Here is a 26,804-nt window from a genome sequence, read left to right on the forward strand (position 1 = left end):
AATTAACGGCCCTTGCCAAAGATTACTATTTCAACTGTTCTGATCAAAATGACCAAATCCAGCAGCAAGGTACGATGTTTGATGTAATACAGGTCAAACTTCAGTTTTTCTTGCGCATCTTCAGTCGTTGAGCCATATGGATACTTCAGTTGAGCCCAGCCGGTCAAGCCAGGTTTTACATTATGGCGTTGATTGTAGTAAGGAATTTCTTTGACCAGTTTCTCCACGAATTCTGGACGTTCTGGTCTTGGACCAACGAAACCCATATCGCCTTTGATGATATTAAACAATTGTGGCAGTTCGTCGATGCGGTATTTGCGGATAAATCCACCAATTTTAGTAACCCGTGAATCGTTCAATGTTGCCCATTGCGCACCACCAGCTTCAGCGTCAGGCCGCATACTGCGGAATTTCAGGATTTGAAACGGTTTACCATCAATGCCAATGCGGATCTGACGGTAAAAGACCGAGGCGCCTGTACGACGACCATCGTCAAAATAAATCACGAGGGCAGTGATAAGCATCAGTGGCCACACTGCGGCTAATACAAACAGTGCTAACACAGCGTTTAAGCGGTGATCCAGACTGGTTTTAAATCGATGGTTCATTTCAAAACCATTCGAGTAGATAACCCAGCTTGGGTAAATCAGATTGACTGCGATCTGTCCGGTTTCCTGCTCGATAAAATCGAGGATCTCGATAACATCAACACCGCGTGTCTTGCACTTAAACAGATGCTCAACCGGCAACATGTTGCGCCGCTCATCACAGGCGATGACTAATTGCTCGATTTCGTGCTCAACCGCGTATTCATAGAGGCTGGTTTTATAATCGAACTGGATGACTTTCGAATCCGGGATATGGCCTTCCTGGTCGCCGTCGATTTTAACGAAACCATGGATTTCGAAATTCTTCCGGTCAACATTACGACGCATACGGCGCTCGATGATGGACGCCCGTTCACCCGAGCCAAGCACCAACACGCGCCGGCGGCTGATTTTAGTAATATCGTGATAGTGGAATAACATCCGGAATGACGTCAGTGTGATTAACGAAATCAGCGACGAGACCAGATTAAAGATAAAGCCGAGATGTAACGAGGGGATCAGGCTGAAGATAAATACTTCGAGCAGGATACCTGCCAGAAACAAGGTAATGAGTACCCGTTTAAGTACACCACCTGTATCTTCACGCAGTTTCTGGTCGTAAAGACCTACTGACAGCGCACATAACATCACGCAGCCGGTATATAACACCGCGTTAATAGCAGCCAATTCCTGATCTATCGGTTGGTAAAAAGATAGAATAAAGGAAGCTGCAAAACTTGACGCTAGTAGTAATAGCATTTCGCCCAGCAGAAAGAGTTTCTCTGCAAGCGTGTTTCCCCCGTAACGAACAGCCTTATTCATTAATTACTTCTTCCCGGAACATTCTGAATTAAGTGCAAATTTCCGCACAGTGATCTTGACATAGTTAAGCAGAGGCAGAAGTATACGCCGATGGTCTGGAAACTGGAATTAAATTTTTATGATAGCCGTCACAGCTATGTAAAATTCAGTTATATTAAAATCGCATCAGTAACAAAGGACGTATAAGAAATGAAAGCAAGTTCTGCTATTGCCGTGGTCGTTGGATCTGTGATGTTGCTTGGGTTGCAGGCATGCAGCACCAACGAATTACCTGGCGCTACCGTTCAACCAGCACGTACCACTGCGGTTGATCAATACAGCTACCTGATCGGTCCAAATGATTCAGTGACAATTTTCGTCTGGCGGAATCCTGAATTATCAGGTTCATTTATTGTCCGCCCGGATGGCAAAATCAGCACTTCGCTGGTTGAAGATGTTCCGGTTGCTGGCAGAACGCCGACGCAGTTTGCCCGCGATATGGAAAAAATCCTCGCTAAATATATCCGTGACCCTGTCGTGACCGTTTCCGTTTCAGGCTTTGTCGGTCCTTTCAGCGAACAAGTCCGCGTCATCGGCGCAGCAGCAAAACCACAGTCTTATCCTTATCGCCAATATATGACAGTTCTGGATCTGATGATTGCTTCAGGTGGGCTGACTGAATTTGCCAGCGGCAACGGTGCTAAGCTGGTGCGGGTTAAAAATGGCAAGCAAATGACCTACGACGTTCGCCTTGACGACTTGGTGCGCGACGGCGACATATCTGCAAACGTTGATATTTTACCTGGTGACATCGTCATTATCCCTGAAGCTTGGTTTTAAAATCGCGTCTGCGGAGTAGTTAGATGAAGGAATTAAACCTTGCGCTAGAGATGTTGCTGGTTTATCTGCAAGGGATCTGGCTTCGACGCCGTTATATTATTTTAACGGCGTGGTTGATTTGTCCTCTGGGGTGGTTATTTGTTTTTAACATGCCACCGACCTATCAGGCCGAGGCAAAGTTATTTGTCGAAACCCGTTCTGTTCTGGCTCCGGTCCTGCAGGGGCTGACGATACGGGATAATCCTCAGCAAGAAATCGAGTTAATGGCGCGGACTTTATTAAGTCGGCCTAATCTGGAAAAAATCGCCAAAGCGACCGACATGGATATTTATGCGTCGGATAGTGCTGCCTATGAAAGACTGATTGATGCGCTGAAAAATGACATCAAACTCGGGTCTTCTGGCCGCGAAAATATCTACGTCATTTCTTATTCAAATGCCTCGCCGAAAATGGCCTTAAAGGTCGTGCAGGAAACCTTAAATACCTTTATTGAAAACCGGGTAGGGGATTCCGTCGCGAGTTCGAAAAAAGCTTCTGAATTTCTCGATACGCAAATTACCGATTATGAAAACCGCTTAGTTGAAGCGGAGCGTCGGTTATCCGAGTTCAAAAAAGAGCAGATCGCACTGGGGCCTTTGTCTGACAGCAATTTTTATGGTCGGATCGAAGGGGAAAAAGAGCGACTGGAAGAAGCGCGTTTAACGCTGCGGGAATTGCAGAGCAAGCTCGATTCTTCCCGCCGGCAGTTACGTGGCGAGGACCCCTTGGCTTTAGATCAGTCGGGGAGTAGTTCAAGCCTGACAACCCAATATGACGATCGAATCAAAGCTCTTCAAAATCAATTAGATGCTTTATTAATTCGGTACACTGATCAGCATCCGGATGTCGCCGAAACAAAACGGCTGCTGGATTCGCTGCAGGTCATGCGTAAGCAAGAAATTGAAGCATTACAACAAGCTGCACGTGGCAATCCAAGCGCCAGCAGTGGTACGCAAAACGAGGTTTACCAGAATCTGAAGATCATTACTTCAAATCTGGAAAATGATGTCGAGTCGGCCAAAGTCCGGGTTAAGAGCTTTGAAGAAAAGCTGGAAACTCTGGAACGGCAGCGCAATGTCATCCCTGATATTGAAGCGAAGTTTGCCGGTTTAAATCGTGATTATGAGCTGACAAAATCGAAATACGAAGAGCTGTTAAGTCGTCGTGATGCTTTAAGTCTGAGTCAGAAAGCCGACGAGTCGCAGCAAGACGTACAATTCCGCGAAATTGAACCGCCACGGGTACCGATGAAACCGTCAGGCCCACCACGCATTGTGTTTTACACTTTGGTACTACTGGTAGGTGTAATAGGCGGTCTCGCGATGGCATTAGTGCGTAGTCAGTTGCAACCAGTGGTTACGTCTGCACTGCAATTAAAGACAATCTCGGATTTTCCGGTTTTTGGTCTGGTTTCTCATACAGCCAAGGATGTGTTGTTGCGTCAAAGCAAAAAACATCTGTTGTATTTCCTTGCACTCTCCGGAGTACTGATGCTCTGTTATACCTTGCTGGTCACCAATGAGCTGGTATTTGGTATTACAGCGAAACAGATTTTAGGATGGTTGATATGAGCACGATAGAAAAAGCACTGGATAAACTGGGGCAAGCAAATTCAACGCCCACGGAGACTGCAAGTGCGGACCTACCGGTACCGACCATTGCCAGATCTATTACTGAGCCAGTTGACCAAAAAGCTAGCAACCAGTTTATCGATATCGATTTGGAGAGCTTATCCAAACGTAACTTTGTAGCCAAAGCGACGGAACGGAAGCTGATATATGAAGAGTACCGGGTAATAAAACGCAAGCTAATCAATAACGCTTTTGGTCCATTGAGTAGCACTTTGCGCAACCCGAACCTTATTCTTGTTTCTAGTAGCAGACCCGGCGAAGGCAAGACTTTCACGTCGGTTAATCTGGCGTTGAGTATTGCGCTTGAACAAGACAAAACCGTGTTATTGGTCGATGCCGATGTGTTACGGCCAAACGTATCGCGTACCCTGGAGATCAGTGTGCCGCGTGGCCTGACTGACTATCTGAGCTCTGATACCGTTGATGTTTCAGACATCATGTACAGTACTAATGTCGAACGGCTCAAACTTATTGCAGCGGGTAAGCCGCATCATTTATCTACGGAACTACTCGCCAGTGACAAGATGGCTGCATTGGTAAATGAGTTTGCGTCACGCTACCCGGACCGGATTGTTATTTTTGACGCGCCGCCATTATTGGGCGTCAACGAAACTTCGGTTTTGGCCGGTATGTGTGGTCAGGCTGTGATTGTGCTTGAAGAGAACAAAACCAAACTGAATGAGCTGGAAAAGGCCATCAGCATGTTGCCGCCTGATTTAGCTACAGGTTTTGTGATCAACAAAGCGCATTACAGCAGAGACAAGGGTTATGGTTACGGATATGGATATTATGCAGAGTAATAGAGTCCCGACACTGCGTTTCGCCTCCTTGTTGCTGGCGATGCTGCCAGCCCTGGCGCAGGCTGACATTGATATTAAGCCGTCTCTTTCCAGTACTATCTACGCATATGGTATTAAAAATCAAACAGTTGACGCAGATAAAGGGATGGCGTACGAGGTCATACCAGAGTTGGATTTGTCATTCCGCGGTAGTTGGTTGACGACCAGTCTGAATTTGCAAAGCCAGAACCTAGTATTTGATGATGCCCAGCGTGATAACGAAAATCTATTCAGTTATCGTTGGTCTGGGAGCGGCAGTTTCCTGAACGAAGCGCTGGATTTGCAGCTCGGTGCCCGTCAAAGCAACAGAACGGCTTCAGACTCAACCGCCCGTTATCAGGATGAGATCAGTGCCACCGGTGATTTGGCGAAAGTTGAATCACAGTTTGCTTCATTGTCATTTTCTCATGACCGCTTTGATTGGGCCATGATGGACTTTGGCCTGAATGCTGTGCGCACAAAATCAGATCAATCGATTTCAGTATTTGATGAACAATCTGGTGAGCAGGTTAGTTTAGAAAACACTAGTCTGGCGGGGAATTTTGGCCTGAAAACACGGGATCGCAACCGGAAGTTTTTCTGGGGTTTTGAAGGGAATGCGACCAAAACCGAGCGTGATGTGCGTGAATCGCAATACAACCGTCGCGCACAAGGCGTTATCGGAGTACCGTTTTTCTGGCGGGTTTCGATGATTGCCACCGGGTCTGTGGAAAGCAACAGTAATGTGGAAGGCGCAACTTCGGTTTTCAGCCAATATCGCAATCACCATTCCGTTGGTGGTGGATTGGAGTGGAAAATTACTGATAGGTCCTGGTGGAACATCACCTATAACAAGGTGAATAACGCTAAAGAAGCCAAGGAATATATCGGCACGTCGTTTGAACTGGCGCCATCGCGTCGGACAAAACTCAGCGGTTCACTGGATAAACGTTTTTTCGGTCGGACAGCGCAGGCCAAGGGTAGTTATAGCCTGAAGCACTTGCGGATGGAGCTGAGTGTCAGCGATACGGTCGGTTCGTTGCTGGGATTTAATGATGGCGATATGGAAAGCTCATTATTTGTCTGTCCACCAGGAGTGACGCCGGGTCTGGATAGTTGCTTCCAGCCACCAACAGCCTCTTACATTCCGGGTCAGGGTGAGCGTTTGTACAACATGACGAATCCTGCATCTGATCTCAGCGAATTCCTGGTTGTCCGTCGTAATGTCTCGTATTTGCTTGGTTATGACTTTAACCGATTAAAACTAAGCAGCAGAATTGGCCAACGCAAAGACCAGTTAATCGAGCGGAATGCGGTGCGCGAAGACAAATTTATCAATGCGTCAGCGAATTGGCAGTTAAATGCGCGCAACAGTCTGACATTGTCAGCGGATTATTCTGATTTGATTTATCAGGTCGATGGCAAAGACAGCTTTGGCGAAATGACGGGGCTCGTCAAGTCAGTCAGTCTAAGCCTTAATCGTGAAATTAACAAAGACCTGTCTGCCAACGCTAACCTGAAACGGATTAATGTCGATTATCGCTCTGACAGCCGGGATTATCAGGAAAATCGGGCCTGGGTTGGGATCGAATATAAATTCTGATAAAAAAACCGCGAATTCCGCGGTTTTTTTTATTGGCTTCAGCTGCTTTTGTTATCAGTGTCGTCCTGATTCAAATGCTGATTTTGTTTCAAGACTTGTTGCTGCTGCTGCGTGAGCAACTCATCCAGTTGCTGTGCCATCCGAATCTTATGTTGTAACGAATTATCGAGCAAACCAGACAGTTCAGTTAGCATGGCATGGTAAGGATTTGCTGCAGGCTGTTCCGCTATAGCACTTGCTTCGACGTGTTGCGCCGCAGGAACGGGAACCTGATTGTTCACCGGAGTATGGTTAGCAACTTCACCACTGATCTCCTGAATCACCTGTTGTACATCGTGCGGAGTGAAAGTTTTGATTTCTTCCAGAAAGCCGTATAACAAAACCCGGTCCATCAGATTGTTAATTTTACGCGGAATACCTGAGCTGAACTGATGGATCATGGCAAAACAAGCGTTGTCCAGCAGAGCGGCCGGGCCGCCGGCGGCCTGGATCCGATACTCAATATAGGCCTGACAATCTTCTACACTCAAAGCCGATAAATTAGACGAAGCAATAATACGTTGCCGGAACTGCTCCATGTGCGGGGATTGGATCACCGCATTGAGCTCATTCTGACCAAGTAAGAAGCTTTGCAGCAGCGGTTTACCGGCCAATTGGAAATTAGACAACATGCGTAATTCTTCAATCGATTCTAACGGCAGATTCTGCGCTTCATCGACCAATAATAAGGCGCGTTTTTTTTGCTGCGCTAATGCCTGTAGATAAGCCGAGATGGCTTCCAGATAAGTCGCTTTATTGTGTTCTTTCACCTGTAGCTGAAACACTGAGCAAATCATCCGCAATAAATCATCAGGGTTGAGTTTTGACGTGACGATTTGTCTGGCGATGATCTGGTGCGGGTCCAGTTTGGCAAGTAGCTGATTGGCAATGGTTGTTTTGCCAGTGCCGACATCGCCGGTGATCACAATAAATCCTTCGCCTTGACTCAGACCATATTGCAGGTAAGCCAATGCGCGTTTATGCAGTTTGCTGGCGAAAAACCATTGTGGATTTGGCGTAAGCTGAAAGGGTCTGTCCTTTAATCCATAATATGCTTCGTACATAACATCTGATCCTGAATGCAAATGGACAACCAGCAGCCGTCCGGGACCGTTAGGGTAGCACAGCCAGGCCTCTCAGGGTATATCAACACTATTTCTGCTGCTTCGGAAACACCGCGCTAGCACATTGTTTTTTCGATATTTAGTGCATATCTGTATTGTTTTCACCCGGTCAGATTAATTTTTACCCGATCAGATCTCCGCACCGAAAAAATTGTTGACACTCCTAGGGCAGGCCCATAGAATGCGCCTCGTTCTGTAACGCAAAGCTTATATAGCCAGCGTTGTTGATGTGGGGCTATAGCTCAGCTGGGAGAGCGCTTGCATGGCATGCAAGAGGTCAGCGGTTCGATCCCGCTTAGCTCCACCAAAATTTCTGTATGTGTCCCTTTCGTCTAGAGGCCTAGGACACCGCCCTTTCACGGCGGTAACAGGGGTTCGAATCCCCTAAGGGACGCCACTTCAGAAACAGAACATGCATATCAGTCCGTCCCTTTCGTCTAGAGGCCTAGGACACCGCCCTTTCACGGCGGTAACAGGGGTTCGAATCCCCTAAGGGACGCCAATGATATGCAAGACAGTCTACTGTGTCCCTTTCGTCTAGAGGCCTAGGACACCGCCCTTTCACGGCGGTAACAGGGGTTCGAATCCCCTAAGGGACGCCACAGATTGTCAGCAGTTTTTCCAGATGTCCCTTTCGTCTAGAGGCCTAGGACACCGCCCTTTCACGGCGGTAACAGGGGTTCGAATCCCCTAAGGGACGCCATCCTTTGAACATCCGTTCAGCAGATGGGGCTATAGCTCAGCTGGGAGAGCGCTTGCATGGCATGCAAGAGGTCAGCGGTTCGATCCCGCTTAGCTCCACCAAATTTATCCCTCATCTGTTTAATAATATCGCTTTGACCTCTGGGTGTTGATTTTTACCTGCATTGATCCTCACTGTCGTTGTGCAGCGCGTTGTATTGTCAGTTTCCTGTCAACGCGCATCATATCTGATTACATTTCTTCGATGAATGGCAGCATAAAATCCCGGATAATGGGCTGTGCTTTCGCGTTCGGATGAATCCCATCCGCTTGCATCAATTCCGGCCGTACGGCAATGTTGTCCATAAAAAACGGCCAGAGTTTTAACTGATGCTGTTCAGCAAGTTCGGCATAGACAGCAACAAACTGCTCGGTGTAGCGTGGTCCGTAATTTGGTGGGATACGTATTTGCATCAGCACAGGTGTGGCGCCAGCAGCTTTACTCAGTGCAATCAACTGTTGCAGGTTCTGCCGTAATCGATTGATCGGAAAACCACGCAGACCGTCATTGCCGCCGATTTCGATTAACACAGCTGTGGGTTTATGTTGTTGGAGCAGAGCCGGCAGCCGTGCCAGCGCGCCGCCACTGGTTTCTCCGCTGATACTGGCGTTTTGAATTCGCCAGGCTGAGTTGTTTTGTTCGAGGCTGCGTTGCAGCAGTACGGGCCAGCTTTGAGGCTGTTGCAGGCCATAACCGGCGCTTAAGCTGTCGCCGACAATCATCAATGTTTTTGTTGCTGCATTCGCCGATACCGGCAAATAGGCAGAGATCCACAGAGCACAAATAAGGAAGTAGAATCGCATGTCAGTTACACCAGAGTTGTTTATTCAGACCCGCGCGCTTTGCAAACAAGTCACGCTGCCGGGTAATACGCTGAACATCCTGACGGATATCAATCTGACAATCAATAAGGGCGACAGCGTAGCTATTGTTGGCGCATCAGGTTCTGGTAAATCAACGTTGCTGGGATTATTGGCTGGACTGGATGTGCCGAGCAGCGGCGAAATTATGCTGGCCGGTAAACGGATTGATCAGCTCAGCGATGATGCGCGGGCAGAACTACGCGCCAAATCTGTCGGTTTTGTGTTCCAGTCATTTTTGCTGCTGCCAGCGTTAACGGCGCTGGAGAATGTGACCTTGCCGGCAGAACTTGCCGGGCAACCGCAGGCAGTGGAGCGGGGCAAACAGTTGCTGGAACTGGTTGGCCTCAGCGCGCGGATGCATTTTTTCCCGGCCCAGCTCTCCGGCGGCGAGCAGCAACGTGTCGCTATCGCACGGGCTTTTATCACCCAGCCCGCAATCTTATTTGCGGACGAGCCTTCAGCAAATCTGGACAGTGCAACTGGCCGCAAGGTCGAGGATTTGCTGTTTGAGCTCAATCAGAGCCAGGGAACCACCTTGGTACTGGTCACGCACAACTCGCAACTGGCAGCACGTTGCCAACGTCAATTTAATATGGATGCCGGCCGCTTGGTCGAAGCGCATACTGCAGCCCGCACACAGGAGCGTAGTTATGCTGGTTAAGATCGCCTGGCGCCTGTTCTGGCGCGAGCTGAAAAACGGCGAACTTTGGGTCGTCGCCTTTGCGCTGATGCTGGCAGTGCTGACCGTGGTCAGCCTCAGTGGTATTACTGACAGCGTCCGTAGTGCGCTGATGCAGCGTAGCAGCAACTTCACCGCAGCAGACAAAGTGCTACGTTCCAGCGCGCCTTTTCAAAACGAGATCTTTAGCCAAGCACAAGCGCTGGGCTTAAAAACTGCCGAGCAAATCCAGTTTAATACCATGGTGTTTGCCGGCGACAATATGCAGCTGGTCAATGTCAAAGCGGTATCAGATGAGTACCCATTACGCGGCCAGTTATTGCTTGATACTGCCAACGGGCAAGTATCACAGCTACAACAAGGCATGCTGTATCTGGAACCCCGGCTGGCGCAGATACTCAATATCCAGTTCGGCGCTAAGCTGGATGTCGGCGCTGCGACATTAACGGTCGGTGGCTTCATTGTGGAGGAACCAGACGCACCGCTGAATTTATTTGGCGGTCAACCGCGGGTGCTGATGCACCTGGCTGATGTGCCTGCCACTCAGGTGGTACAACCTGGCAGCCGTATTTCGTATCGGTATATGTTTGCTGGTAACGCTTCGGCACTGACACAACTTGTAGACGACACGGCTGCTTTGTTGACTGCTAATGACCGCTGGCAGCAATTGGATCGGCAAAGTGCAGTGGGCAGTGCCCTGGACCGTGCTGAGCGATTTTTACTGTTGGCAGGCTTACTAGGGATTGTGTTGGCGGCCGCCGCAGCAGCAGTTGCAGCAAATCGCTACAGCCAGCGCCACCAAATGGCGGTTGCAGTCATTAAAGCGCTCGGCATGACTTCTGCGCAGGCGAGGCGGATTTACTTCAGCCATCTGTTGCTGGTGACTTGTTTTGCCAGCGTGCTTGGGTTGTTATTGGGGTTGGCCGCCAACTTTGCGGTGCAAGGATTCCTGAGCCAATGGATTGATGGTTATCAGGCGATGTTCAGCGCTAAAGCGCTTTGGCTTGGCGTAGCCACAGCATTAATTTGTTCGTTGTTGTTTTCGTTACGTCCGGTCTGGCGCCTGACGGCTGTGCCGGCCATTCAGGTACTGCGTCAGCAAAACGCTTCATGGCAGATGGATTATTGGCAGCTGGCCAGTGGTTCTGCGGCCGTTTTACTGTTGATGTGGTTGTTTAGTGGTGATCTGTGGTTATCCGGTATGCTGTTTTTGGCCTGCGCCGGATTTGGTCTGTGTTTACTTGGCTTTGCAGCGCTATTGGTTCGTTTTGCCAAACCTATGGCGGCAGGGCAAAGCAGCGCGTTAAAACTGGCGCTGGCTAATTTGCGCCGCCGTTTGTGGCAAAATAGCTTTCAGCTGATGACCTTTAGTCTGGCGTTGTTTTTGACGCTGGTGCTGTACTTTTTGCGAGCCGAATTGTTGGAGCAGTGGAAACAGCAAGTTCCGGAAAATGCGCCGAATCAATTCTTGGTGAACATGACTGCGGTAGAAAAAGGTCAGATCGCAGCGCAGTTACAAGCGTCCGGCTTGAGTACCGGTTTATTCTATCCAATGGTGTCCGGCAGAGTGCTGGCAGTTAATGGTGAAACGCTGGAGGAACCTGAACAGGATGCGGGAGGGCAGGACAGCAGCAATGCACAGGATTCAAAGCAGAACAACAGCAAAAAGCCCGAAGAAAAACCGCGGCGTGAGGGTTTTGGCCGTGAACTGAATCTCAGTTGGCTGCACGAACTGCCGGCCAATAACCAACTGACGGAAGGACGCTGGTTCTCTGGCAAAGCAGAAGTGTCGGTGGAGCAGCAACAAGCACAGCGGTTGCAACTAAAGCTGGGCGATACACTGAGCTTTGCCATTGGTGGCCAGCAGTTTGATGCGACAGTGACCAGTTTTCGCAAAGTCGACTGGAACAGTTTGCAACCAAACTTTTTTATGTTGTTAAGCCCTGATCTGATGGCCGCGTTTCCGGCGACCTATCTGACGGCGTTCCATTTACCCGTCAGTAAACAGCAGGTGCTCAGCACATTGTTAAAACAGTATCCAACGGTTTCCGTGATTTCGGTCGATGCGATATTGCTGCAGGTAAGCCAGATTATAGATCAGGTATCTCTGGCACTGACGTTGATCCTGATCCTGGTCTTTACCGCTGCGGTGTTGGTATTGGTTGCGCAGGTGCAGGCGACGGTCGAACAACGTGAACAGGAGTTAGCCATATTACGGACGCTGGGCGCGCGGGGACGTTTTCTGCAACAGGCCGTATTGTTTGAGTTTGCCGCGCTTGGGCTGTTAGCCGGCGTGTTTGCTACCTTACTGGCTGAAATTCTGTTGTCGGTGGTACAACTACGGATGTTCCAACTGCCATTTACACCCCACTATAGTTTGTGGGGCCTAGGGCCTGTTGCCGGCTTACTGCTACTGACCGGACTCGGCGCTATATTGTTGCGTGGCATTTTAAAACCGACGCCGGCCAGCCTGATCCGCCGGGCCTTACATAACTGACATGGCGCTGCTATTACAGCGCCAGCGACGCCAGAGCTGGTCGCAACTGACTGTATTGGAACTGAAAACCAGCGTCTAACAGGCGCTTCGGATAGACTTGCTGACCAAACAGCAGCAAGTCTGCCATTTCGCCAAACATCAAGCGTAAGGCAAACGCAGGCAGAGGCAATAGTTCAGGTTTATTCAGCCGTTCTGCCAATAACTTACTGAATTGCTGGTTGGTGACAGCCATTGGCGCGGTCGCGTTATAGATCCCGTGACACTCACTGTGTAACAGCATGTATTCAATGATATTGACCATGTCATCCAGGTGGATCCAGGACATATATTGCTGGCCGTCAGCCAATTTGCCTCCGAGTCCAAGGCGGTAAGCTGGCACCATCCGGCTCAGCGCGCCACCTTGTTCGGACAACACCACACCAGTGCGCAGAATACAGACTCTGGTTTTCGCGGTCTGAGCCCGCATTGCCAGGTTCTCCCAACGGGCGCAGATATCATGGCTAAAGTCCGGATAAAAAGTCTGAAAGTTCTCGTCAATACTGCCGCTGTCCTGGCGACCATAAAAGCCAATGGCTGAACCATTGATAAGAACTTGGGGTGGGGTGTTTGCCTGCAAAATGGCGCCGGCGATTTGTTCGGTCAGTTGCCACCGACTCTGGCAGATGCGGTTTTTTTGTTGTTCAGTCCAGCGTTTGGCTGCGATAGGTTCGCCGGCCAAATTCACCACAGCGTCAAGCTGATTAAAATCAACACTGGTCAGGTTGTCAGTCCAGTGTACGGCCAGGTTTGACTTACGTTGTGCTTTTGTTATGTCACGGCTTAGACAGATCAGCTGATGCTGATGTTGCCAGCGCTGACACAATGCCTGACCGATAAGACCGGTCGCGCCGGTGAGCAGGATCCGCATAGAAGATCTCCTGAAATGAAGGCTTAGACAGTGTAGTACGTTGGTAAGCCTGCTGTCAGATCAAGCGCTTAATAGTAAAACGGCCGGGTACAACCCTCGGATGCGGCAACGTGCGGTGCATGCCACACTGCCAAGCCGTTTTACCTGAAATGGACATTAATACTGATGCTGGGTGAAAATTAAACTAAAGCTGGCGCCGCCCAGGGCGCTTTGGCTAATCTCGAGTTGTCCCTGATACGACTGACACAGTTCATCGACGATGGATAAACCGACACCATGGCCATCGGTATAGGTATCCAGACGGGTACCACGGCTCAACAACTGCGCTTTTTTATCCATCGGTACACCCGGGCCATCATCTTCGACCGTCAATTGCAGTGGTTTACCCTGTACCGACAGTTTGACCCGTTGTTGACAGGCTTTACAGGCGTTATCGAGTAAATTACCCAGCATTTCCATCAAATCTGTTTCATCGCCGCGAAACATCATCTGAGGCGGGCAGTTCAGTTCAAAGCGGATTTGTTTGTCGCGATAGATTTTTTGCAAGGCATTCTTTAACTGCTCTGCTACCGGGCTGATTGGGATCTGTTTCAGCCAGATATCCTGGCCTGAACTGCTGGCGCGTTTGAGCTGATGTTCGATCATCGCGGTGATCCGGTCAATCTGATCGCGCAGTTCGGGTTGCTCTGCCAGTGCCGAAGTTTTCAGGACTGCAACCGGTGTTTTCAATGCGTGGGCGAGGTCACTCAGATGATGCCGGTAGCGTTGTTTTTGCCGGTTTTGATTGTCGAGCAGCAGGTTCAGGTCTTCTTTGATGGTTTGCAGCTCGGCAGGATAGCGTTGCGTCAGTTGTTGCTGTTGGCCGCTCTCTACTTCGCGGATCTCATGGTCAAGTGCTGACAACGGCTGTGTGGTCCAGTAATAGGCTAACAGCATGATGAGTGCCAGCACCAGACCTATGCCGATAAACCAGCGCAGCAGCGTTTGCCGAAAGCTCTGCATCGGTGCTTCGAGCAGCCGATCGTCCTGCAGAATATGGATAGTCAGCGGCATGCTGCGCTCACCCATGTCAAACAGCAGGGCAAAAGATAAAACCCAATAGGTCTTACCGTCTTGCTCCAGTGCCACGAACTCATGTTTGCCCGGCAGCATTTCATGTACTGGTGGCGTAAATATCTGATTAAGCGAGGAATCTGATTGCCAGATCAACTTGTCTTCCGACACGATATACGCGCTGGTGCCTGAGTCAGTCCGCAAAAAGTCGGCGGGTAAAATACTGTTATTAATCTCCACCACATCATTTTTGCTGGAGAGTTCAGATAAAAACGAATACAGATGCACTTCGAGTTTTTGCTCGGTACTGGTCAGTAACTGAGCAAAAAACGCCCGTTCAATGGCGAGGAACGAGGCGGGCAAAATAAAAATCAGCAACACCAGGCAAACAATGGCCTGGCGCAGCTTTAACGACAATGTCATGCGCCAACCGCCAGATTAAAGCGGTAGCCCCGGCCGCGTAATGTCTCTATTGGTTTGAGTTCACCGTCCGGGTCGAGTTTTTTGCGCAACCGCAGTACAAAGACTTCGATAACGTTACTGTCGAGGTCAAAATCCTGGTCATAAATATGTTCGGTTAATTCGGTTTTGGAGATCACCTTGGTCGGATTGAGCATAAAGTACTCCAGCACTTTATATTCATAGGCGGTCAATGGAACCTCGGCACCATGACACCAGACTTGCTGGGTGCGGCTGTTCAGGCTGACCGGGCCAGCGCTGAGGGTTGGGTCCGGTTGGCCGGCGGCGCGGCGGATCAGGGCATTGCATCGGGCTAACAATTCTTCCATATGAAAAGGTTTGGTCAGGTAGTCGTCGGCACCGGCATCAAGGCCTTGGACTTTTTCCTGCCAGCTGCCGCGGGCAGTCAGCAGAATAATAGGCGTTTTAATATCTTGCTGACGGGCTTTTCTGATCAGAGACAAACCATCCAGCTTTGGCAAACCAATATCAACGATGGCGAGATCATAAGGGTATTCGCTGATCTTAAAAAAACCATCGGAGCCATCATGAGACAAATCCACTGAGAATTGTTGCTGCATCAGGTGGTTTTTCACTTGTTCGGCGAGTAAGGTTTCATCTTCAACAACCAGCACGCGCATGGTATTTCCTTTTCAGTGGCGACATTCAATGGGGAGTGTAAAACAGTCGGGGTCAGGCGGGAAGCCTGACCATTTAGCTTATTGATTTCTCGGTGGTTCAACGACGACCGGCATTTGTGAGCCCGGGTCACGATCGAGCATCGTGGTATATTCGCGGCCATTCAGTTGGTAGGTCACGCGGTAGCCGTCCACCACACTTTGGTATTCGACTTCAGTGCCAGCCTGATAACAGACGGTTTGCAGATGCACGACGTCAGAACCATTCTGTTTGCCGACATCATGACCAATGGAACCACCTAATACCGCACCTGCGGCCATCCCAACTTTTTTGTTCGAGCTGTTGTGACCAATGGCATTGCCCAGCGCGCCACCGATAATAGCGCCAACGATAGTGGGGGTGGCTGAATCAGATTCACGTTGGACGACCTGCCGTTCTTCGCAGACTCGTTTGGGTTTATGGATTTCAATGGTTTTGTAGACGGGTTCGGATTTTGTCACGTTGGCCATCACATAATGTTTCTTGCCGTAGTGGCTGGAACAGGCGGTTAATAATGGTAGCAACAACAACATGTAACGCATCTTTGATCCTCCGAAACTGATTCAAGCCGACATTAGCAACTACGAGCTTAACTTTGGCTGAATTAAAATAATGCAAAAATATATATAAAAAGTTGCACAAATGTAATTTTTAACTAATTTGAATAAACCTGATGAAAAAATGTACTAGTCAGGTAGCAAGCGCCAGCCGCTGGATGGTTGGCACCTTTTAACATGCTCTGAATAGCAAGGAAAGTCCGATGAACATGAAAGCACTATGGTTTGCGCTCTGTGCAACAATCGCCTGTATGGGGGCACAAAGCGCCAGCGCCGCCTTAAACAATCCAAGTAATGCAGACAATAAAACTGTCGGCGCGGTATCTCAGTCCAAACTGTCGTTGAATAAAGCAGATCAGCAACAGCTTGAAGCGATCCCTGGAATTGGCGCAAAAAAGGCGCAGGCGATCCTCGAATACATCAAATTAAACGGTCCGATCAAGGACAAAAAGCAACTGATGGAAGTCAAAGGTATTGGCGAGAAAATGGCGGATCGTATCGCCGGTTTCGTCAGCTTCGGTTAAAGCTTTCGGCGTATGACTGCACTGACTAGTCGGGGGGCTGTCGGTGCAGTATCTGCTGTCAAACAGTGCGCCGCAACACCTGAATTGCGGCGGCTGTTCCATCTTTGACGGCAGGTGGCTGGTGCTTAAGCATCACCCAGGGCACGCATCTGCTCGTTGGCCCACTGCACAGCTTCGTGATATTTGTCCGGCAATACTTTTGGATCCAGCTTTAGCTTGGCAATTGCTAAGTTAGCCTCTTGCCATTCGGCGCGTTCATAATATTTTACCAGTGCCAGATACTCACTTAATAAACCAGGTTCACCCACCAACGCATCTTTAATATCTTTAGCCAGCGGCAATTTGGTCAGCACCGACGACATAGGTTCATCTAAAATCGCATCCATCAGCGACATCATGCCGGTCAAAAATGCTTTGGCTGTATCCGTTTGACGATGCAATGAAGCAATCCCTTCGGCAAATTTTGCCCGCGTCATCGCTAAACGCATCAATTCGGCAGGTTTTTCGCTGGACACTTGGGCTGTGAACAACACTGACAGGAATTTTTTCAGTTCGACCTGACCTAACACAACCAACGCTTGTTTGATCGTTTCGATTTCAGAACGTCGCTTAAAAACCGCACTGTTTGAATAGCGCAGTAATTTATAAGATAAGTTAACGTCACGCTCGAAAATACTGGTGATTTGAGCCAGATCCATTTCAGACTTTGAAGTCTCGTACAACAACTCTGCCAGTGTCATCTGGGCTGGCGACAAAGCCTTACTTTGCAGCATTTCCGGTTTAGAGAAAAAGTAGCCTTGAAAATAACTAAAACCCATATCCAGTGCGTTCTGAAACTCTGCATTGGTTTCTACTTTTTCGGCCAATAATTTGATATGCGGAAACGGTGCAACCGCCAATAGGATTTGGTCAATTGTTGCAGCGTCAGTGCTGCGAAAATCAATCTTAATAATGTCGATAAAGGGATAAAAATGTCGCCAGACCGGCTGATGAATATAGTCATCTAACGCGATGACATATCCGTCATCTTTTAACTGTTGTACCTCAGCCAGCAATTTTTTGCCTGGTTGCACTGTTTCTAAGATCTCAACTACAACCTGTTCTTTAGGCAGCATACTGGGAAATTTTTTTAACAGCGTATCGAGGGTGAAATTGATAAAGCCCGGTTTATCGCCAAGGAAATCATCGAGACCAAAATTAAACTGACTGCCTGCAATCATTTTTGACGTCGCTTCATCGCCGTCAATATCAGGGAAGACGTTATCCAGCCCGTCTCTGAACAATAGCTCATAGGCGTACAGGTTTTTTTCCCGATCTAAAATAGGTTGGCGGGCGGCGTAGAAATACATAACAGCTAGGGTCCTCGGCATTTGCTCTTCCAGCAATGTAGCAAAGAACATCAGGCAGTGGCTAATAAAATTTGTCGCTTTTTGTCAGGGAGATAGGCGCTCAGTCAGGCTTGACCGAGCGCCAGTACAACTAAGGATTGAGCTGTTTTTCCATTAAGTCGAAATGTTGATTTACAACGTTTACCGGCGCTTGGGTTACCAGACTGACTAACACTATTGCCAGCGTAGCTAATGCCACACCAGGCACCATGGCGTAGAGGAAGTCATTCAATTGCTGGCCCTCGATCTGCAGCGGAGTGAATACCCAGAACAACACAGTAAGCGCACCCACCACCATACCAGCCAGTGCACCCGGCATCGTCATTTTGCGCCAGTAGAGACTGATCAGAATCACCGGCCCAAAAGCCGCACCGAAGCCAGCCCAAGCGTTACCGACTAAATCCAGAATAGAGCTGCTCCGATCCAATGCAATCCAGATGGCGATAATCGCTACCAGCAATACCGACAAACGACCGACCAACACCTGGGTTTTATCCGATGCATTCTGGTTCAGAAAAGTTTTGTAGAAATCCTGGGTCAGCGCGCTGGAGGTTACCAGCAATTGGCTGGAAATAGTGCTCATGACTGCCGCTAGCAGTGCCGCCAACAGGAAACCGGTAATAAACGGATGGAACAGCACCTGTGACAACATGATAAAAATAGTTTCGGGATCAGCGAGGGGTTGTTGAGTCTGATGGACGTAAGCGATCCCGATAAAGCCGGTCGCTACAGCGCCACCCAAAGAAATAATCATCCAGGACATGCCGACACGGCGAGCGACCGGGAAATCTTTTACCGAACGGATCGCCATAAAACGCACGATTATATGTGGCTGACCAAAATAGCCTAAACCCCAGGCCAACAAGGAAATAATACCAAGCACGCTGGTTCCGGTGAACAGGTCGAGGTGATTCGGGTTTAATGTTTCAACAATACTGATCGTGGTGCCGAGGTCTCCGACGACATTCAGTGCGACCAAAGGCACTATGATCAGAGCCAGAAACATAATAATGCCCTGGACAAAATCAGTCATGCTGACAGCCAGAAAGCCGCCTAATAACGTATAAGCAATTACGACTGAGACGGTTAACGCCAAGCCGTAGATATAATCAAGCTGGAATACGCTTTCAAACAGTTTGCCACCTGCAACAACACCTGAGGCCGTGTATAAGGTAAAAAATACCACAATTACCACAGCCGAAATCAGTCGCAGTAAACGGGTGCGATCGGCGAAACGGTGTTCAAAATAGTCGGGCAGTGTGATCGAATCGTTAGCGATTTCGGTGTAGATGCGAAAGCGGGGGGCTAAAAATAAATAATTGGCCCATGCGCCGAGGATTAAACCAACGGCAAGCCAAATTTGCGAAATGCCAGCGGTATACAATGCGCCCGGCAAGCCCATCAGTAACCAGCCACTCATGTCCGACGCGCCGGCCGACAGTGCGGTGATTCCAGGGCCAAGTTTGCGCCCACCTAACATATATTCAGATAAGTTACTGCTGGACTGTCGGTATGCGTAAAGTCCGATGGCCAGCATTGCGATGAAATAAATCGCAAGCGCCAGAATAGTGCCTGTTTCCACTGGGATCCCTCGACCTGTTGGTTATAGTTATGTTGCCGGGGCTGGTCCAGGAAGACCAGCCACTATGACGGGGCAATGCTAACAATACTCACTGGCAAGGACCAGCAGTTTTCCACGAACTGCGGCCTGGCTGCTACCAGCCGCAGCTAAATGTTAAATTTAAGTGACTTTGCCAGCAGTGGTCCGGCTTTTGCGAGCAATTGCGGCTGTTGCGCCACTAGGACCAGCAAATGCCTTGCAGTTTTCAGACTCTGACCAAAAAATCGTGTATCGGCAAACTGGTTTGTTTTCGCCTGCGGAAAATCGCTCTGATCCGGTACCACAAAGACCGTCAGCGGTTGGCCATCGACTTCGAGTACCAGATGCAACGAACGCACACCTTCAAAGTCACAGAAGCGGGCATAACGGACCGGCACGGGCAGCTCGGCGCTGAGGCCAAGTTCAGCAAACAGCGGTTGCAGGCTTGGTTGGTCCAGTGTACTGATCGCGCCTAATGCTGCCAGTTCATGATAGACGTGACTCAAGGCATGTTGACCCAAGTCAGCGTGGACTTGCGGTGCCGAGTCCTGATAAAACCAAACCGACAACAGCAGCGCGGCGGCAGTCGCATAGGGCAGTGGCCGCTGCCACCAGTGGCGAGTAACTGGCAACATCTGCTGACGTAACAAAATCTGTTCGGCCAGTTGAGGAGGTACATCAATTTCAAGCTGTTGTTTCAATTGATGATCCAATTGCAATAACTCTTGCTGCAGTTGCATTAACTGCGCATCATCTTCGAGCTGCTGCGGTGAAATGCTGGCCGGATCCTCATACAGTGCCCGGCGTAATAAAAGATTATCCATGCTGGGAGACTCCATCTGAGTGGTCAGGCTGTAGCCGTGCACGTAATTGTGCCCGGCCGCGAAATAAGCGGGTATTCACAGTGTTTAGATTTAATTGCAGCACAGTGGCAATTTCATCGCCGGTCATGCCAAGTAACAGCTGCATCACTAATGGCTCGCGGTATTCTTGCGGCAATTCCAGCATCAACCGGTGTAACCGGTCTGTGGCGACCCAGTGTTCTGGTGAGGCATGTGCAGTATCTTCCAGACTGTCTTGTTCCACGTCACTGTAATCAAACTGCTTGCGTTCAAAACGCCGCGCATTTTCATGACGCAGGATTGTCAGTAACCAAGCTTTGGCGGCGCCGGCCTCCTGTAGCTGTGACAGGTTTTTCCAGGCGCGCAGCAAGGTGTCCTGCACTAAGTCTTCGGCAATACTTTTTGACCGGCACAGCCAATAGGCGTAGCGGTAGAGGTCTGGTGTGTAAGCACGGACCAAAGCCTCATAACGTTGTTGTGCGCTGTTCATCTGAACTCCGCCATCCTTGTCTGTAAATAGTCGACATATCAGTACAGACCGGCAAGCCTGCACTTTATGTGCAGGCGAAGCGAAAAAAATTAGCCGCGTGGGTATAGAGGTGTAAGGCCTTCGGCGTTTGCTGCCGGCTGATGATGAAAATGCGCCCAAGCTTCCAGCAAGGCATGGCCTTGCCATTGCACGCCGGCGGGTTGATAACCCTGATAACTCAGCAGCTGAATTTGCGTTTTTAACGCACCATCCGGCAGCTGTTGCACTAGGTCGGCCAGTGATTCAATGTTTGCATGAATCAGTTGCTGCGCCCAGCGTAATAATTGCTCCCGGGCCAACGTGGCATCGTTTTGCTGGCAGGCTTGTTTCAGCTTGCGCGAATTAAACCGAAGTTCGCTACCGCCTTTCTTGTGGGGCAGGCTGGCGTTGTCATTCGAAGCAGTTCGCGGCGCCGCAATGGCCCACAATCCCCATGCGGCCAGTGTCAACAGCCATAAACCCAGCATCAACCAGCTGCTATAGCTGAAGTGCCAGTTGGAGACTGACTCCGCTTGGATACTGTCAGAGGTCGTTGTGGTGAGCGCTACCGGCTCGGCTTGTTCTACTTGCTGCGGATTCACCGCGACCTGCAGTGTAACGGCACTCAGCACTGCTTCGTCCGGCTGATTAGTCTTGGTATTCCACCAGCGTACGCGAACCTCGGGCAGCGTCAGGCTGCCGGCTTTGTCGGCGATAATGGCGTAGCTGAACACTTTCTGTGCAACGATCCGCCCCTTGCGTTCAGCCTTGCGGCTTTGTGGTTGCTCCGGATAGATTTTGGCGCCAGCAACGCTGCCAAGCTGTAGATCTGGCAGCTGATTGTCGGCTAGATCCAGCGCTGTCAGGGTAATAGTCCGGGTAACCGGTTCGCCTTGTACCAGCTGATCTCCGGCCGGGGTCCATTCTTCACTCAGCGCGACCAGCTCGGACGCCAACCAGTTTTGTTGCTGGCCGTCTGGGATCGGCTTCACCTGCAGAGTCAAAGGTTGCCCTTCTGCGGATACGGCTTTGGTGCGGGCAAAATAGTCGTACCGTGAGTTGTCACGGTCAATCATTTCACCATTAAAAAACGGTGGATTGAGAGTCAGCGTGCCACTTTTTTGCGGGATCACGCTATAGCGGCGTGTGATGGTCTGGTAGCGTTCGCCGTTGACAATTTCGCTGTTCTCGATGTCTTTGCCGACTTGTTCGACGTCTGCTCCGGCCAGTTCCGGCTGACTCAGATTGCCGCGTTGCAGCTCCCCTTTAAAATAAATTTTGATTTCGTAGTACAGCATTTGCTGGACGTGCACGCTCTCGCTGCTAAACGTGTTTTGTAAAAATAACTCGGCACCTTTACCAGAGGCTTGGCTGGCCGGTTGCACTTCGAGGCTGATCGGGTCGCTGCTGAGCGCGCCTATCTGAAAGGCCGGAATGGTCAACGTGCCGGTGCGACGCGGATACAGACTCAGCTGCCAACTGGTACTTTGACTCGACTGGCCATTAACAATTTGCATGCTTTGGCTGACGGAAGGGCCGGTTACCCGAAAATCGGCTTCGAGGCTGGCAAAATCGATGGCACCGGCATCGACTTTTTCATCCAGCTGCAATTGCAGCATGATGGCTTCGCCGTACATCGCGGGGTTTTTATCGACACTGGCCTTGAGCTGGGTCGCCGCCTGAACCTGACTGCTCAGGCATAGCGTTAACAACAGCAGGCGGCCGGCTAGTTTGACCATCTGATTAACCATCTGATTTACCATTCTTGTTGAACACCGCGTGGTATTGCTTGTTGCTGACGTTTTTGATACTCAAGCAACATTTTGTTTTTTAATAATAAACTGGGCTCATCCTGCACTTTGCGGAGCAGGTTTTCCAATTGCTGGCTTTCCTCAGCGCTGGCGTTGGGCCAAGCCTGTTCTATCGCTTTTTGTTGTTCAGCCTCTGCTGATTTTTTGTCCTGCAGTTCAGCCTGCTTTGCTTGCTGCTGAGCCTGTTGCTGCTGTTGTTGTTCCGGATCGGCCGATGCGTCGTCAGCGGACTGTTGCTCATTTTGTGATTGTTCGTTTTGTTGCTGAGAGTCCTGCTGCGATTGCTGGTTTTGTTGCTCCTGCTGCTGCTCTTTGCCGTCTTTCGAATTGTTTTGCTGATCAGGTTCGCCATTCTGCTGCTGATCCTGTTCAGATTGCTGTTGCTGCTGTTCGAGCATTTTTTTCATCAGGTCGATATTTTCTTTCAGACCCGGTAAACCGGGCTGTTGCTGTTCTGCTTGTTGGTAGGCGGCGAGTGCCTGCTCATATTGTTGTTGCAGGGCCAGGCTATTGCCGAGGTTAAACTGACCGGCCGCAGAACTGTCTTTGCTGAACAGCTCGGCAGCAGCGGCATAATCGCCGGCCCGGTAAGCGGCATTGCCTTGCCACAGCGGATCCGCGAATTGTTGGCGCGCCCGGGCATAATCGCCGTTGTCATAAGCCTGCTTTGCCTGTTCCGTTTTACTCTGCCATAGATCCTGCCAGCTAAATGCTGGTGCTGCTGCTTCCGACGTTGCCGGCTCAGTTGCTTGAAGAGCGGGGACAGGTTGTGGCCACACCAGCAGCAATAACGGCAACACAAACAGTTGCGGATGGCGTAAATACCAAAGCCCAAGTGCCAATAGCAGATAACACAGGTATATGCCGGCGTCTTGCCATTGATCGCCTTGCATCTGTGTTTGCTCGGCAGCATCGTTGAGTTTTAATTCAGGCAGCGCCAGTAGCTTTTGCACATCGCTGTCGTCAAATGTGCTGGTAGCAAAGACACCGCCAGTCAGGCTGCTGATCTCTTTTAATTGTGTCAGCGGCACTTTCGGCAACACAATGCTGCCGCGGGCGTCTTTGAGTAGTTCGCCATTTTCCAGCTGCACCGGCGCACCGTCGGTATTACCAAAAGCCAGTACTGACACGCGATGGGCAAAACCATTCAGCTGATCCCTGATCTGCATAAACTGCTGGCTGTCAAAACCGTCGGTGAAAAATACGATGTCACCTTTGACATAACCGGCCTGTGTCAACAGCTGATCAGCCATTTTCAGCGCGCTTGCAAAATCAGATCCCTGCACCGGCATAATTTCCGGTTTTAAATCAGGTAACAACAAACTGATATTATTGTGATCAGGCGTCAGCGGCGAAATCACATAAGCATCACCGGCAAAAGCCAATAAGGCCATTTCTCCTTCCAGCTGCTCGCGGGCAAAATCCAGCGCTTTAAAACGCGCTTGTGTCACCCGGTTCGGTTTGATGTCAGTCGCGCGCATCGACATCGACATATCCAGCACCAGCACGGTGGCGCGTTTTAACTGGAATGCCGGTTGTGGCAACTTTTGCCAGCTTGGACCGGCACCGGCCAGAATGCCAATGAATAAAATCAGCGGTAACAACCAGGGTTGTTTGCGCACAGCTGGCTGTTGTGCCAGCAGCTGGCGGTATAAATGCGGGGCCAGTAATTGCTGCCAGGCATCAGTCGAAGGCAAGCGCCGCAACAGCAGCCAACAGAGCGCAACGAGCGGCAACAATACGAATACCCAAGGTCGTAAAAAGTGGATATCAACGGGCATAACGACTCCGGCGCCAAAATGCGAGCCCAAGCAGCACCAGTGCGCCAGCTAAGGGCCAATGCAGCAGGCTTTGCTGCGGGCGATAATTCAGCTGATCCCGTTCAATCGGCTCCAGCTGGTCCAGTAACTGATAAATCTCGCTAAGTTCCTGCAGGTTGCGGGCACGGAAATAACGGCCACCGGTTTCACTGGCAAGTTCGGTCAGCAATTTTTCATCCAGATCGGCTGAAGGATTTACGACTTGCGGGCCAAAAATACCCTGCTGAACCATTTGCTCCGCGCCAACCCCGACCGCGTAAATTTTAACGCCGGCCGCTGTGGCCAAAGCCAGCGCTTCGCGCGGCTGAATGTTGCCCGCAGTGTTGGCGCCGTCACTGAGTAGGATCAGGACTTTGTTTGAACTCTGATAGGTATTAAAGCGTTTGACGGTCAAGCCAATCGCCTCGCCAATAGCCGTGCGTTGACCAACCAGGCCAAGGACGGCGTCATCGAGCATTTTCTGCACTGTAGTGCGGTCGAATGTGAGCGGCGTTTGTTGGTATGCGGCGTCAGCGAACAAAATGAGCCCCAGCCGATCGCCCTGGCGTTTGTCGATAAACTGACTCAGCACGTGTTTGACTGCGTCCAGCCGGTTGTAGGACTGGCCTTCAATGACCATGTCATTGATATTCATCGAGCCGGACAAATCGACTGCCAGCATCATGTCGCGACCTTGCTGCGGCAGCGTCACAGGTTCACCGAGCCAGCGCGGGCCGGCAGCTGCTGTTACCAGGCACGCCCAGAATAACAAGGGCAGTAATGCCGGCATGCGCCAGCGTTGATGCTGCGCGCTGTTTTGCTCTGTTGCAGCCAGCCGCGCCAATGGCGGAAAAAACAGCGGCTGTCCGGCGACGGACTGACGGGCACGCAATAGCCACGGCACAGGCAATAGGACAAAAAGCCAAGGCAACGCAAATTCAAACATCTAAACGGCGCTCCTGATGCTGTTGCAGCCAAAGGGTGGCAAATTGCTGCCAGGACTTTAATTGCGTCGCATCCTTCGTCGGGCTATACAGCAACAAATCTAAATCAGGCAGCTGCTCCGACAAATTGCCACTGCGCTGTAAAAACGCGACAAATGCCGTGCTTTTTTCTGCCAGAGCCGGATGACCCGGCCGTTTGGTCTGCAGGTACTGTTTCAGCAATTGCAGAATGGCATTGGCGGCTTCAGGCTGTGCCAGTTGAATTTGACTCAGCGCTTGCAAGGCAATGCGTCTGGCACTGTCACGTTGATAGCGCCGGTACCATTTTCTCGCCAGCCAGGCCAATGTAAGCAGCATGGACAATGCTATGAACAGCATGCCAGGTGCCAGATAAAACTCATCCGGCAGCGCGGGCTGCTGAATATCGGCCAGGGCCGTTTTTAACGTGTCAGTGATGGTGGGTTCATTCGCCATGGACAGTTCCGGGAGTATTAAACGGCGTCGAATGGCTTTGAGCCGGGTTGTGTTGTTGCGCGGCAAGCTGGCTGCGCAGGGACGATGCATTGCTGATCTGCATGTGGCGCAGGCCCATGCTACGCCAGTACTGCATGCGTTCTGTCTGCTGCAGCTGCTGCTGGAGCGCATAACGTTGCTTCAAAGCGGCCGGTGTTAAATCCAGCTGCAATACTACAGCGTCCGACTGCAGCGCCAGCTGACCTGACACGGCGGCCGGGATCTGCAGTTCCAACGGATCAAAAATCTGGCAGAGCCTGATTTCATTGTGCATCCGCATCGATTGCAGGTGACGCAGCACATTGGCGTCCAGTGCGCTGAAGTCAGAAATGAGATACACCAGACTGCCGGGCCGCACCAGTCGGCGCAATTGGCCAACGGCGTCAGCCAAGCTGATTGGCTGTTGCTCTGGCGCTACTGGTTTATTGTTGAGCTCTATAAGTTGCTGCAAATACCGCAACACCGAGACACTGCGACTGGCCGGCTTTAATTCCCTGATCTGCTGACCATTAAATAAAATGCCGCCAAATTTGTCACCGCGTTCACGCGCGTGCCAGCCAACCAGCGCCGCCAAATGTGCCGCCTGAACCGCTTTGGTCAGCAGGACGGAGCCAAAATGCATTGACGGACTTAAGTCAGTCAACACAAACACCGGCCGTTCTTTTTCTTCACGAAATAACTTGGTATGCACCTTGCCGGTACGCGCGGTAACCCGCCAGTCGATGGTGCGGACATCATCGCCGAGCTGATAATGCCGGACTTCGTCAAATTCCATGCCACGGCCTTTACTACGCGCCAGATAACTGCCGGCCAGTTTACTTTGGATCACTTGCTGCGGTGCTAAATCCAACACATAAGTATGATGTTGATATTTCAGCAATTGCGGTAAGTCCAGCTGGACACCGTCGGCGCCCAGTGCGGCCAGTTGTTGTGCGACTGTTTGTACTTGCAAAGCTGG

23 protein-coding genes and 6 tRNA genes are annotated in these 26,804 nt (G+C 50.4%); 13 read left to right on the plus strand and 16 right to left on the minus strand.

The window, feature by feature from the left end:
- Positions 1-2: 2 nt before the first annotated feature.
- Positions 3-1,409, minus strand: coding sequence for a TIGR03013 family XrtA/PEP-CTERM system glycosyltransferase (locus tag ACQ66Q_RS02600; RefSeq protein WP_430455357.1), 1,407 nt, complete (start codon positions 1,407-1,409; stop codon positions 3-5).
- 189 nt (positions 1,410-1,598) lie between these two features.
- Between ACQ66Q_RS02600 and ACQ66Q_RS02605 the strand changes: the two genes are divergently transcribed.
- From ACQ66Q_RS02605 to ACQ66Q_RS02620, 4 genes are read left to right on the plus strand one after another with little or no spacing between them, the layout of a single operon-like run.
- Positions 1,599-2,228 (plus strand): XrtA/PEP-CTERM system exopolysaccharide export protein, encoded by a 630-nt coding sequence (locus tag ACQ66Q_RS02605; protein WP_208931076.1) that lies wholly within the window; start codon positions 1,599-1,601, stop codon positions 2,226-2,228.
- Between the two features lie 23 nt (positions 2,229-2,251).
- The gene (locus ACQ66Q_RS02610) at positions 2,252-3,838 is read left to right on the plus strand and encodes an XrtA system polysaccharide chain length determinant (protein ID WP_430455358.1); all 1,587 of its coding nucleotides are present in this window, start codon (positions 2,252-2,254) and stop codon (positions 3,836-3,838) included.
- A complete protein-coding gene (locus tag ACQ66Q_RS02615) occupies positions 3,835-4,698 on the plus strand; it encodes an XrtA-associated tyrosine autokinase (RefSeq protein ID WP_430455359.1) in 864 nt (287 codons plus the stop codon). The genes ACQ66Q_RS02610 and ACQ66Q_RS02615 overlap by 4 nt, the downstream gene beginning before the upstream one ends.
- Entirely contained in the window at positions 4,688-6,319 is a 1,632-nt protein-coding gene (locus ACQ66Q_RS02620; RefSeq protein ID WP_430455360.1) for a hypothetical protein, read from the plus strand. Before ACQ66Q_RS02615 ends, ACQ66Q_RS02620 begins: the two co-directional genes overlap by 11 nt.
- Before the next feature lie 38 nt (positions 6,320-6,357).
- Here the strand turns inward: ACQ66Q_RS02620 and ACQ66Q_RS02625 are convergent, their stop codons facing one another.
- Positions 6,358-7,422: an XrtA/PEP-CTERM system-associated ATPase gene (locus tag ACQ66Q_RS02625; RefSeq protein WP_430455361.1), complete on the minus strand. Its 1,065-nt coding sequence runs from the start codon at positions 7,420-7,422 to the stop codon at positions 6,358-6,360.
- A gap of 291 nt (positions 7,423-7,713) precedes the next feature.
- On the opposite strand from ACQ66Q_RS02625, the gene ACQ66Q_RS02630 reads away from it, so the two are divergent.
- The 6 genes from ACQ66Q_RS02630 (at position 7,714) to ACQ66Q_RS02655 (ending at position 8,286) form a co-directional block, all read left to right on the plus strand.
- Positions 7,714-7,789, plus strand: a tRNA-Ala gene (locus ACQ66Q_RS02630).
- A gap of 14 nt (positions 7,790-7,803) precedes the next feature.
- A tRNA-Glu gene (locus ACQ66Q_RS02635) sits at positions 7,804-7,879 on the plus strand.
- Between the two features lie 29 nt (positions 7,880-7,908).
- Positions 7,909-7,984: transfer RNA gene (locus tag ACQ66Q_RS02640), tRNA-Glu, on the plus strand.
- A gap of 24 nt (positions 7,985-8,008) precedes the next feature.
- A tRNA-Glu gene (locus ACQ66Q_RS02645) sits at positions 8,009-8,084 on the plus strand.
- 25 nt (positions 8,085-8,109) lie between these two features.
- A tRNA-Glu gene (locus ACQ66Q_RS02650) sits at positions 8,110-8,185 on the plus strand.
- Positions 8,186-8,210: 25 nt separating this feature from the next.
- A tRNA-Ala gene (locus ACQ66Q_RS02655) sits at positions 8,211-8,286 on the plus strand.
- A gap of 129 nt (positions 8,287-8,415) precedes the next feature.
- Here ACQ66Q_RS02655 and ACQ66Q_RS02660 read toward each other — a convergent pair.
- A complete protein-coding gene (locus ACQ66Q_RS02660; RefSeq protein ID WP_430455362.1) occupies positions 8,416-9,027 on the minus strand; it encodes an arylesterase in 612 nt (203 codons plus the stop codon).
- On the opposite strand from ACQ66Q_RS02660, the gene ACQ66Q_RS02665 reads away from it, so the two are divergent.
- A complete protein-coding gene (locus tag ACQ66Q_RS02665) occupies positions 9,026-9,748 on the plus strand; it encodes an ABC transporter ATP-binding protein (RefSeq protein WP_430455363.1) in 723 nt (240 codons plus the stop codon). The two genes, ACQ66Q_RS02660 and ACQ66Q_RS02665, sit on opposite strands and share 2 nt — an antisense overlap.
- Complete coding sequence (locus tag ACQ66Q_RS02670; RefSeq protein WP_430455364.1) at positions 9,738-12,263, plus strand: ABC transporter permease; 2,526 nt, start codon at positions 9,738-9,740, stop codon at positions 12,261-12,263. The genes ACQ66Q_RS02665 and ACQ66Q_RS02670 overlap by 11 nt, the downstream gene beginning before the upstream one ends.
- 13 nt (positions 12,264-12,276) lie before the next feature.
- Here ACQ66Q_RS02670 and ACQ66Q_RS02675 read toward each other — a convergent pair whose 3' ends face one another.
- The 4 genes from ACQ66Q_RS02675 to ACQ66Q_RS02690 all read right to left on the minus strand — a co-directional run bounded on the left by ACQ66Q_RS02675 (position 12,277) and on the right by ACQ66Q_RS02690 (position 15,902).
- A complete protein-coding gene (locus tag ACQ66Q_RS02675) occupies positions 12,277-13,170 on the minus strand; it encodes a TIGR01777 family oxidoreductase (RefSeq protein ID WP_430455365.1) in 894 nt (297 codons plus the stop codon).
- A 156-nt stretch (positions 13,171-13,326) separates the two neighbouring features.
- Entirely contained in the window at positions 13,327-14,646 is a 1,320-nt protein-coding gene (locus tag ACQ66Q_RS02680; protein WP_430455366.1) for an ATP-binding protein, read from the minus strand.
- On the minus strand, positions 14,643-15,323 hold the full coding sequence (locus tag ACQ66Q_RS02685; RefSeq protein ID WP_430455367.1) for a response regulator transcription factor: 681 nt from the start codon (positions 15,321-15,323) through the stop codon (positions 14,643-14,645). Before ACQ66Q_RS02685 ends, ACQ66Q_RS02680 begins: the two co-directional genes overlap by 4 nt.
- A gap of 78 nt (positions 15,324-15,401) precedes the next feature.
- Positions 15,402-15,902: a glycine zipper 2TM domain-containing protein gene (locus ACQ66Q_RS02690; protein WP_430455368.1), complete on the minus strand. Its 501-nt coding sequence runs from the start codon at positions 15,900-15,902 to the stop codon at positions 15,402-15,404.
- 218 nt (positions 15,903-16,120) lie between these two features.
- On the opposite strand from ACQ66Q_RS02690, the gene ACQ66Q_RS02695 reads away from it, so the two are divergent.
- Positions 16,121-16,441, plus strand: coding sequence for a ComEA family DNA-binding protein (locus ACQ66Q_RS02695; RefSeq protein WP_377242232.1), 321 nt, complete (start codon positions 16,121-16,123; stop codon positions 16,439-16,441).
- A gap of 125 nt (positions 16,442-16,566) precedes the next feature.
- Here ACQ66Q_RS02695 and ACQ66Q_RS02700 read toward each other — a convergent pair whose 3' ends face one another.
- From ACQ66Q_RS02700 to ACQ66Q_RS02740, 9 genes are all read right to left on the minus strand, one after another.
- A complete protein-coding gene (locus ACQ66Q_RS02700; protein ID WP_430455369.1) occupies positions 16,567-17,811 on the minus strand; it encodes an EAL and HDOD domain-containing protein in 1,245 nt (414 codons plus the stop codon).
- 109 nt (positions 17,812-17,920) lie between these two features.
- Entirely contained in the window at positions 17,921-19,411 is a 1,491-nt protein-coding gene (gene putP / locus ACQ66Q_RS02705) for a sodium/proline symporter PutP (RefSeq protein ID WP_430455370.1), read from the minus strand.
- A gap of 146 nt (positions 19,412-19,557) precedes the next feature.
- Positions 19,558-20,253 carry a DUF3379 family protein gene (locus ACQ66Q_RS02710; RefSeq protein ID WP_430455371.1) on the minus strand — a complete coding sequence of 232 codons (696 nt, stop codon included), beginning with the start codon at positions 20,251-20,253 and terminating at the stop codon, positions 19,558-19,560.
- Positions 20,246-20,761, minus strand: coding sequence for a sigma-70 family RNA polymerase sigma factor (locus ACQ66Q_RS02715; RefSeq protein ID WP_430455372.1), 516 nt, complete (start codon positions 20,759-20,761; stop codon positions 20,246-20,248). Before ACQ66Q_RS02715 ends, ACQ66Q_RS02710 begins: the two co-directional genes overlap by 8 nt.
- A gap of 89 nt (positions 20,762-20,850) precedes the next feature.
- Complete coding sequence (locus ACQ66Q_RS02720) at positions 20,851-22,530, minus strand: BatD family protein (protein ID WP_430455373.1); 1,680 nt, start codon at positions 22,528-22,530, stop codon at positions 20,851-20,853.
- A gap of 5 nt (positions 22,531-22,535) precedes the next feature.
- The gene (locus ACQ66Q_RS02725) at positions 22,536-24,371 is read right to left on the minus strand and encodes a vWA domain-containing protein (protein WP_430455374.1); all 1,836 of its coding nucleotides are present in this window, start codon (positions 24,369-24,371) and stop codon (positions 22,536-22,538) included.
- Positions 24,361-25,335: a vWA domain-containing protein gene (locus tag ACQ66Q_RS02730; RefSeq protein ID WP_430455375.1), complete on the minus strand. Its 975-nt coding sequence runs from the start codon at positions 25,333-25,335 to the stop codon at positions 24,361-24,363. The genes ACQ66Q_RS02725 and ACQ66Q_RS02730 overlap by 11 nt, the downstream gene beginning before the upstream one ends.
- Positions 25,328-25,807, minus strand: coding sequence for a DUF4381 domain-containing protein (locus ACQ66Q_RS02735; RefSeq protein WP_430455376.1), 480 nt, complete (start codon positions 25,805-25,807; stop codon positions 25,328-25,330). Before ACQ66Q_RS02735 ends, ACQ66Q_RS02730 begins: the two co-directional genes overlap by 8 nt.
- Positions 25,797-26,798, minus strand: coding sequence for a DUF58 domain-containing protein (locus ACQ66Q_RS02740; RefSeq protein ID WP_430455377.1), 1,002 nt, complete (start codon positions 26,796-26,798; stop codon positions 25,797-25,799). Before ACQ66Q_RS02740 ends, ACQ66Q_RS02735 begins: the two co-directional genes overlap by 11 nt.
- Between the last annotated feature and the right edge of the window lie 6 nt (positions 26,799-26,804).

Origin of the sequence: Rheinheimera sp., from assembly GCF_965283995.1 — a bacterium.
GTDB lineage: Bacteria > Pseudomonadota > Gammaproteobacteria > Enterobacterales > Alteromonadaceae > Pararheinheimera.